The 7,171-nt window shown below is 72.4% G+C and carries 6 protein-coding genes and 2 pseudogenes; 5 read left to right on the top strand and 3 right to left on the bottom strand.

Going from position 1 to position 7,171, the window contains the following annotated elements:
* Window positions 1-277 (bottom strand): annotated as a pseudogene (locus HY68_RS43525) (sensor histidine kinase); the annotation flags it as partial.
* 179 nt (window positions 278-456) lie between these two features.
* Between HY68_RS43525 and HY68_RS06150 the strand changes: the two are divergent.
* Window positions 457-696 (top strand): hypothetical protein, encoded by a 240-nt coding sequence (locus tag HY68_RS06150; RefSeq protein ID WP_041985328.1) that lies wholly within the window; start codon window positions 457-459, stop codon window positions 694-696.
* An 81-nt stretch (window positions 697-777) separates the two neighbouring features.
* Here the strand turns inward: HY68_RS06150 and HY68_RS06145 are convergent.
* Window positions 778-1,542 (bottom strand): annotated as a pseudogene (locus HY68_RS06145) (nucleotide pyrophosphatase); the annotation flags it as partial.
* Between the two features lie 246 nt (window positions 1,543-1,788).
* Between HY68_RS06145 and HY68_RS06140 the strand changes: the two are divergent.
* A complete protein-coding gene (locus HY68_RS06140; protein ID WP_198533392.1) occupies window positions 1,789-2,589 on the top strand; it encodes an RNA polymerase sigma factor in 801 nt (266 codons plus the stop codon).
* Complete coding sequence (locus HY68_RS06135; protein ID WP_041985320.1) at window positions 2,589-3,746, top strand: hypothetical protein; 1,158 nt, start codon at window positions 2,589-2,591, stop codon at window positions 3,744-3,746. Before HY68_RS06140 ends, HY68_RS06135 begins: the two co-directional genes overlap by 1 nt.
* A gap of 191 nt (window positions 3,747-3,937) precedes the next feature.
* Here HY68_RS06135 and HY68_RS06130 read toward each other — a convergent pair whose 3' ends face one another.
* Window positions 3,938-4,852 (bottom strand): L,D-transpeptidase family protein, encoded by a 915-nt coding sequence (locus tag HY68_RS06130; protein WP_041985317.1) that lies wholly within the window; start codon window positions 4,850-4,852, stop codon window positions 3,938-3,940.
* A 224-nt stretch (window positions 4,853-5,076) separates the two neighbouring features.
* Between HY68_RS06130 and HY68_RS06125 the strand changes: the two genes are divergently transcribed.
* Complete coding sequence (locus HY68_RS06125; protein ID WP_107070057.1) at window positions 5,077-6,015, top strand: class I SAM-dependent methyltransferase; 939 nt, start codon at window positions 5,077-5,079, stop codon at window positions 6,013-6,015.
* 95 nt (window positions 6,016-6,110) lie between these two features.
* Window positions 6,111-7,061, top strand: coding sequence for a D-cysteine desulfhydrase family protein (locus tag HY68_RS06120; protein WP_041985312.1), 951 nt, complete (start codon window positions 6,111-6,113; stop codon window positions 7,059-7,061).
* The last annotated feature ends 110 nt before the right edge of the window (window positions 7,062-7,171 follow it).

Below are 7,171 nucleotides of genomic sequence, written 5' to 3'. Positions count from 1 at the left end.
CCCGGCGGGCCAGGGCGTGCAGCGCGCGCAGGGCGAGCGGCGCCATGAGCAGGCCCACGCCGACCAGCGCGGCCGCGCCGGTCACGGCCAGCAGGACCAGCACGCCGAGCGCCACGGCCGCTGTGCCCAGCCCGCCGGCGAGCTGTCCGGTCGCCGCTCCGGCGGCGCGCAGAGCCGCCACGGCGATGCCCCCGACACTCTCGACCGGGCCGTCCTGCCGCGTCGAAGCGCGCGCTGCCGCGGGGTTCGCCGGGTGGTCTGCCGTCCGCTCTGTCATCCGCTCTCCTCGGTCCGCGCACGACCCTAGGGCGTAGACACCTCTAACGGCGGTCCGAGGGACGGAAGGTACAGCCTGCTGTACCTCCGACCGGGCGGTCCACGGGATCGTCCGGCAGGGGGCGCGGTCCCTAGCGTCGGTAGCGACAACAGCGACCGCTCCCACCGGAGGAAGTCCCCATGGCGCACACCGATCCGTACCGGCTCAGCACCACCCCCACCCCTGTCGCGGAGAGCCCCGGTGACGACGGCCGGGTGGACCTCGTCCGTGCGCTGCTGTGGACGGTGGTGGTCGTCAGCGCGGTCGCCAACACCGCGGCCTCGTACGCCGATGTCAGCCTCTGGCTGCAACTGCCCGTCGGCTTCGTCACCCTGCTCGCCGCCACGACCCTGGTCATGCGCAAGCTGCGACGCCGATGAGACGGGAGCGGGCGGGCGACGTCCGTCGGCGTCGCCCGCCCGTCCGTGTGCTCGGCAGCCGCTCGCCCGGCTGCCGCTCGCTCAGCTCGCCGTGACCCGCACGCCGTCGATCACCCAGTACCAGTTGTTGCTGCCCGTGTAGCGGAAGCGGAAGCTGACGCTGGTCGCCCCCGACGGGACGGTCAGGCTCAGCGACTGCGGCTGTGAGATGACGTCCTTGGTGTACGACGTGACGGCGACGGGGGTGGCGCCGTTCCACGAGGCGAGGATCTGCGCGGTCTGACTGCCCTCCTGCCGGTAGAGCGTGGTGAAGTCCAGCAGGACCTTCGCCTTGCCGCCGACCGCGTACGCCGGGGTGACGAGCGTGGAGTCGTACGTACCGGACGACGCCTTGTCGTCCCACTCGTCGGAGTCGGCCACCGCGAAGACGCCGCGTGAGCGCACGTTCAGCTCGCGGGACTGATCGCGCTGGGACCTGCTCCAGAACTCGTCGGTGGCGAAGGACCAGCCGCGCCACTCGGTGACACCGCCGGTGCCCATCGCGGAGTTGATGACGGACCAACCGCTGGGCGCGGTACGGGTGTAGCCGAGCACCCCGGCCGGGATCCCGGTCTCGTCGACCCGTCCGGAGAGCGCCGGGTACAGGGTGTCGAAGGGGTCGGCGGACCGTTCCTGGACGGGCTTGCCGTCGAGACCCCACGCGGGGTCGGGGACGATGCCCAGCTGCTTGAACACGGTGGCGGCCACGTCCACGAGGCGGGTGTCGAAGGGGCGCGCGCCCGCGGCGATCCCGGGGCCCTGGGCGAGGACGAACGTGCGCCGTTCCTCGATGGTGCTGCCGCCGTGTGGGAGGACGGCCGAGGTCGCCACCCCCCACAGGAGAGACCCCGGCCGCCGTCCGACTACGGGCCGGCAGTGCCGCCCCGTACTCCCCTCAGCGTCAAGGGTGCGTTTTCTGTCACACCGCATAACGTCGCGAAGTTGTTGCAGGTTGTACAAGCCGTGGACGCAGGACCCGGAAAGGCCGTAGCGTTCAGATTCGCGTGGGGTGGCGCGGCAGTGACCAGCTGCGATTCAGGACGGGTTGTGGAAGTGCTGGGGGACGACGCGGAGCTGACCGCCGCGGTGCTCGCGGCGCAGACGGGGGACGAGAACGCCTTCCGGACTGTGTACCGCACGGTGCACCCGCGGTTGTTGGGCTATGTCAGGACACTGGTGGGCGAGCCGGACGCCGAGGACGTGACGTCCGAGGCGTGGCTGCAGATCGCGCGTGACCTCGACAGCTTCAGCGGCGACGCGGACCGCTTCCGCGGCTGGGCGGCCCGGATAGCCCGTAACCGCGCCCTCGACCACATACGGATGCGCGGCCGGCGGCCCGCCGTCGGCGGGGACGAGACCGAACTCGCCGGACGCGCCGCCGATTCGGACACCGCGGACGAGGCGATGGAAGCGCTCGCCACCGGCCGGACGATGGCGCTGATAGCGCAACTGCCGCAGGACCAGGCCGAGGCCGTCGTGCTGCGCGTCGTGGTGGGGCTCGACGCGAAGAGCGCCGCGCACACCCTGGGCAAACGGCCAGGCGCCGTGCGCACGGCCGCACACCGGGGGCTCAAACGGCTCGCCGAACTGATCGGCGCCGACGCCGTGGGCGGGGTGGACGGCGCGGGCGGTACGGACGGGGGGACCGGCGGGGACGGGGGCGAAGGCCCCGACGGCACGCCGGACGAAACCGCTTACCACCCGCACGAGGGGACGACGCACGGCACGGGCCGCAGCGCCGCAGGTCAGGGTGCGAGCCTGGCGGCCGTACCGCCGCAGCGGGTCTTTCGACCGGGAGCTGCGGCGTCCGCAGGTGTGACGCATTCGCGCCTGCGGACGCAGAAGGACATGTGATGGCCGACGAGCGTTACCCGTGGCTCGACAAGGACACAGCCGAAAGATTGCTGAGCGGTGAGCCCGTCGAGACCGCGGACGAACGCACCCGGACACAGGCGCTGCGCCTCTCGGACGCCCTGCGATCTGTGGCCGACGTCACATACGCAAACGCAAACGCGGCGGAAAGCGCCGGTGAGGCGGCGGCGCTGGTCGCGTTCCGGCGGGCCCGCGCCGCCGCCGCGGTGCGGGGCGGCCCGGACGGCCGTACGGCGGAACGGAGTTCCGCGCGGAGCGCCGCCGAACACCCTCCCGGCCATGCCGGTGCCACGCTGGGGACGATACGGCTCGCCCCGCGCCCCCGGCCGCACCCGCGCGTCGTACCCGTCACCCGGCTCGGCCGCCCGGTACGACGGGGATTCGCCACGGCGGTCGTGGGCTGCACCCTGGGCGCCGTGTTCGTGGCCGTCGGCAGCACGATGCTGGCTGCGCCGTTCGCCGGTGACGACGGACCGCTGCCCGGCGGGACCGTATCGGCGCCGATGACCGGCAGGCCCCTGGCGTCCGGGAGTCCCGACGCGGGACCGCGGCCGCACGGCAGCTCCGCCGCACCGCGGCTGCCCCTTCCCTCTTTCCCTGTCACGGCGGGCAGTTCACGCGGCGCCGCAGCCAACTCCTCCTCGTCGGCGTCCGCGTGGGCCGGGGCAGCTCTGGGCAGTCAGGACAACGTTGCCGCGCCGCGCAGCAGTTCGCCGTGGTACGACAAGGCCGTCAAGGTCTGCCGTGACTACCGCGAGGGCGACATCAACGCCCGTACCAGGAGCGACCTGGAGACGGCGGCCAAGGGGGTCGCGGGCGCCGTCCAGTTCTGCGACACGCTCCTGGGCATCCCCGAGGAGGACAACGACCTCAAGAACGGCGGCCTGCTCACCGACGGTTCGTCGTCCCCGTCCGAGGGCCCGTCGTCCCCGTGGGGGCCGCATGTCACGTCGTCACCCGACCCGTCGTCCTCCGGTCCCGCGTCCCCCGACCCCACCTCGTCGGACCCCTCGGCCACCGATCCCTCGTCGCCGTACGCCGGTTCGCCCGAGCCGTCGAAGGACCCGGTGTCAACGGACCCCGCACCGGGGCTCACACCGCGCGCGCCGATTCCCACCGGATCCTCGACTCTGCTCTGAGCTGCGGTTCTTCGCCCCGCGGCGCCAGGTGTGACGTTTTTCCGCCCCATGGCGCAGTAAAGAGTGAGCCGACTGGTCATCGGCAGCGCAACGAGCCGGGGGTTCCCCCCGTACCTTCGGCTCAGCGCATATGGCGCGGGCGGGACACGTTCCCCCGGTCCCGCCCGCGCCTCTCAACTCCCCTCGGCCGCCTACTTGTAGACGACGACCTTGTCGCCCTTGCGGACCTGCGCGTACAGCGAGGCGATCTTCCCCTCGTCACGTACGTTGACGCAGCCGTGCGAGGCGCCCGCGTAGCCACGGGCCGCGAAGTCCGACGAGTAGTGCACCGCTTGGCCGCCGCTGAAGAACATCGCGTACGGCATCGGTGAGTCGTACAGCGTCGACACATGGTGCCGCGACTTCCAGAACACACTGAACACGCCCTCGCGCGTCGGTGTGTACTGCGCGCCGAACCGTACGTCCATCGCCGAGCGCACCTTGCCGTCGATCATCCACGCGAGCGTCCGGCTGGTCTTGTTGATGCACATCACCCGCCCCGTCATACAGCGGGGATCCGGCTTCGGCAGCGGGTTGACCGTCGGCGGCCGCAGCTCGTCGCCGGTCGGCTGCTTCGTCATCGTGAGCAGCCGCTGCCAGGTGACGGTGTCGGTCGTGCCGGTACGGGGCAGCCCGCGCTTGTGCTGGAAGGACGAGACGGCCGCCGCGGTGACCGAGCCGTAGTAGCCGGTGGGGTTGCGGTCGAAGTGGCCGATCTGCCGCAGCCGCGCCTGCAGTTCCCGCACCTGGCCGCTCTCGTCGCCGCTCGCCAGCACCGTCGCGGGCCGGGGCGCCGCGGGTTTCGCCGGCCGGCTGGGGGCGGGTTTCGATGCCGCCGGCTTCGACGGCGCGGGTTTCGATGCAGCCGGGGTCGAGGCCGGAGCGGACGGCGCCGGGGCCGAGGCGCTCGGTGTGCCGGACGGGCCCTGCGACGTCGGCGTACCGCCGCCCGGCTTGTGGTCGACGCGCACCGGACCTCCTGCCGCCGGGTCGACGGAGCAGCCCGCGGTCACGGCCAGCACGGCTGCCGCGGCCAGGACCCGGCACAGAGCGGGCGAACTCAGCATCTTCTTCCCCTGTATCTCCGGGATCTCATGGTCTTGTCGAATCTCGTGACTCCGGTGTCGTGGTGACATTCTCCCCCGAAAAAACGATCCGGTGACAACGCGCCTTGACGGGAGATGAACTACAGCAGGACGTTGCCCTAAATGACCGTTCGAATCGCCGCGTGGCCCGTGGCGAATGGCAGGATGCGGGCACTTCCCGTCGGTTTCGTTTGAAGGTTGCCACGATGAGCGCCACGAATGACATCACCAACGACACAAAGCCACGTCCGCAGAAGCTCGACGATGTGTCCGGCTGGTTCGCACCGCTCGACCAGACCCTCTTCGCGACACTGCTCACCCGGCAGGAAAGGCTCGGGGAACGCGGTGACCTGCTGGAGATGGGCGTTTTCATGGGCAAGAGCGCGATCTTTCTCGGCCGGCAGCTGCGGGACGGCGAGAAATTCACCGTGTGTGATCTTTTCGAGTCCGACGCCCCCGACAAGGCCAACAACGCCGAGACCGGCAAGTCGTACCCGACCCTGACCAGGGACGCGTTCGAGAGCAATTACCTCTCCTTCCACGACGAACTCCCACGGGTCCTGCACGCCCCCACCTCTGTCGTACCCGCCGAGGTCGAGCCGAAGTCCTGCCGGTTCGTGCACGTGGACGCCTCGCACCTGTACGAGCACGTGTACGGCGACATCGGCGCGGCGCAGGACGCCCTGCTGCCCGACGGGATCGTCGTGCTCGACGACTTCCGCAGCGAGCACACCCCCGGCGTCTCCGTCGCCGCCTGGGAGGCCGTGCTCAACCGGGGCCTGCGGCCCATCTGTCTGAGTACCCAGAAGCTGTACGGCACGTGGGGCGACCCGGCGCCGCTCCAGGAACTGGTCATCGCGATGGCCAGGGCAGACGACTCCTGCGGGCTGTCCATCCAGCAGGCGGCCGGGCACCGGATCGTCCGGGTCGTCTCGCACGGCATGCGGGCACCGGAGTTCCCCTTCTCCCGGCACTACGTCGAGCCCGAGCCCGCCCCCGTGGCGGAGGAGGCGGCGGTCCCGGCCCCCGCGGCGCGGAAGAAGCCCCGGCGGTCCCGGTCGGCGCGGCTCGCCATCGACGTACTGCCTCCGTTCGTCACCCGCTCCGTCCAGCGCAGCCGGGCACGCAAGCGCGCCCGGAGCTGAGCCGCCGCTGAGCCGCCGCTGAACGGGCCGCCTGACCGGCCGCTGGACCGGCCGTTACAGTCGGGCCGGGGGTCCTGACGCGGAAGGCACAGCAGATGGCGGAAGACACAGCACCCCGGGTGACGTTCGGGGCCTGGCCGACACCGTTGGAGCCCGCGCCACGGCTGGCGCGGGCACTCGGCCTCGGGGCCGGCGACCTGTGGCTCAAGCGGGACGATCTGACGGGTCTCGGCGGCGGCGGCAACAAGGTCCGCAAGCTGGAGTTCCTCTGCGGCGCCGCCGTCGCGGCCGGGGCGAGGACCCTGGTGACGAGCGGGGCGCCGCAGAGCAACCACGCCCGGCTGACGGCCGCCGCGGGGGCGCGGCTCGGCCTTGACGTGGTGCTGGTGCTCGCGGGCCCGGCGGCCGGCCAGGATCTCGGCGCGGGCAATGTCGCGCTCGACGGTCTGCTGGGCGCGGAGATCGTCTGGGCGGGCGAAGCGGACGCCGCCGACGTGGTCCAGCAGGTCGTGGAGCGGCTGCGCGGCGAAGGCGCCGAGCCCGCGCTGATCCCGTTCGGCGGCTCCAGCGCCACCGGCGCCCGCGGCTACGCCGAGTGCGGCCGTGAACTCCTGTCCCAGGCCCCGGACCTGGCCCAGGTGGTCACGGCGCTCGGCTCCGGCGGCACGATGGCGGGCCTCGTCCGCACCCTGGGCCCCGAGCGCGTGCTCGGCGTCCACTGCGGCGCGGTTCCGGACCCGGGCGCGGCGGTGGCGGCCCTGGTGCCGTGCCCGGCCGAGGCGCTACGGCTACGGCTGGACCAGGTGGGCGCGGGGTACGCCACGCTCACCGAACCGGTGAAGGCGGCCATCAGAACGGCCGCCCGCACGGAGGGCGTCGTCCTGGACCCGATCTACACCGGCCGCGCGATGGCGGGCCTGATCGCGGCGGTGACCGAGGGAGACGTACGCGCGGGCGACCGCACGGTGTTCCTCCACAGCGGCGGCCTCCCGGGCCTCTTCGGCAACGAACCGGCCATGCGCTGGGCGGGCGCGGGCGCGCCCTAGGGGCAGCCCGTCCGGAGGAGACCGGACCGGGGTCGGGGTCGGGGCCGGGCGCCGCGGACGCATCAGACCGTGCCCGCCTTTCGCGGTCCCGCGCGGGCGCGGCCCGGCCG

Source organism: Streptomyces sp. AcH 505, assembly GCF_000818175.1.
In the GTDB taxonomy this organism is placed as follows: domain Bacteria; phylum Actinomycetota; class Actinomycetes; order Streptomycetales; family Streptomycetaceae; genus Streptomyces.
The sequence above is the reverse complement of the archived record's forward strand: the minus strand, read 5'-3'. Positions and strand labels throughout refer to the sequence as shown.

Excerpts from the sequence above, each read along its gene's own strand:
- HY68_RS06130 (WP_041985317.1), bottom strand. The coding sequence starts at position 4,852 with ATGCTGAGTTCGCCCGCTCTGTGCCGGGTCCTGGCCGCGGCAGCCGTG.
- HY68_RS06125 (WP_107070057.1), top strand. The coding sequence starts at position 5,077 with ATGAGCGCCACGAATGACATCACCAACGACACAAAGCCACGTCCGCAG.
- HY68_RS06150 (WP_041985328.1), top strand. The coding sequence starts at position 457 with ATGGCGCACACCGATCCGTACCGGCTCAGCACCACCCCCACCCCTGTC.
- HY68_RS06135 (WP_041985320.1), top strand. The coding sequence starts at position 2,589 with ATGGCCGACGAGCGTTACCCGTGGCTCGACAAGGACACAGCCGAAAGA.
- HY68_RS06120 (WP_041985312.1), top strand. The coding sequence starts at position 6,111 with ATGGCGGAAGACACAGCACCCCGGGTGACGTTCGGGGCCTGGCCGACA.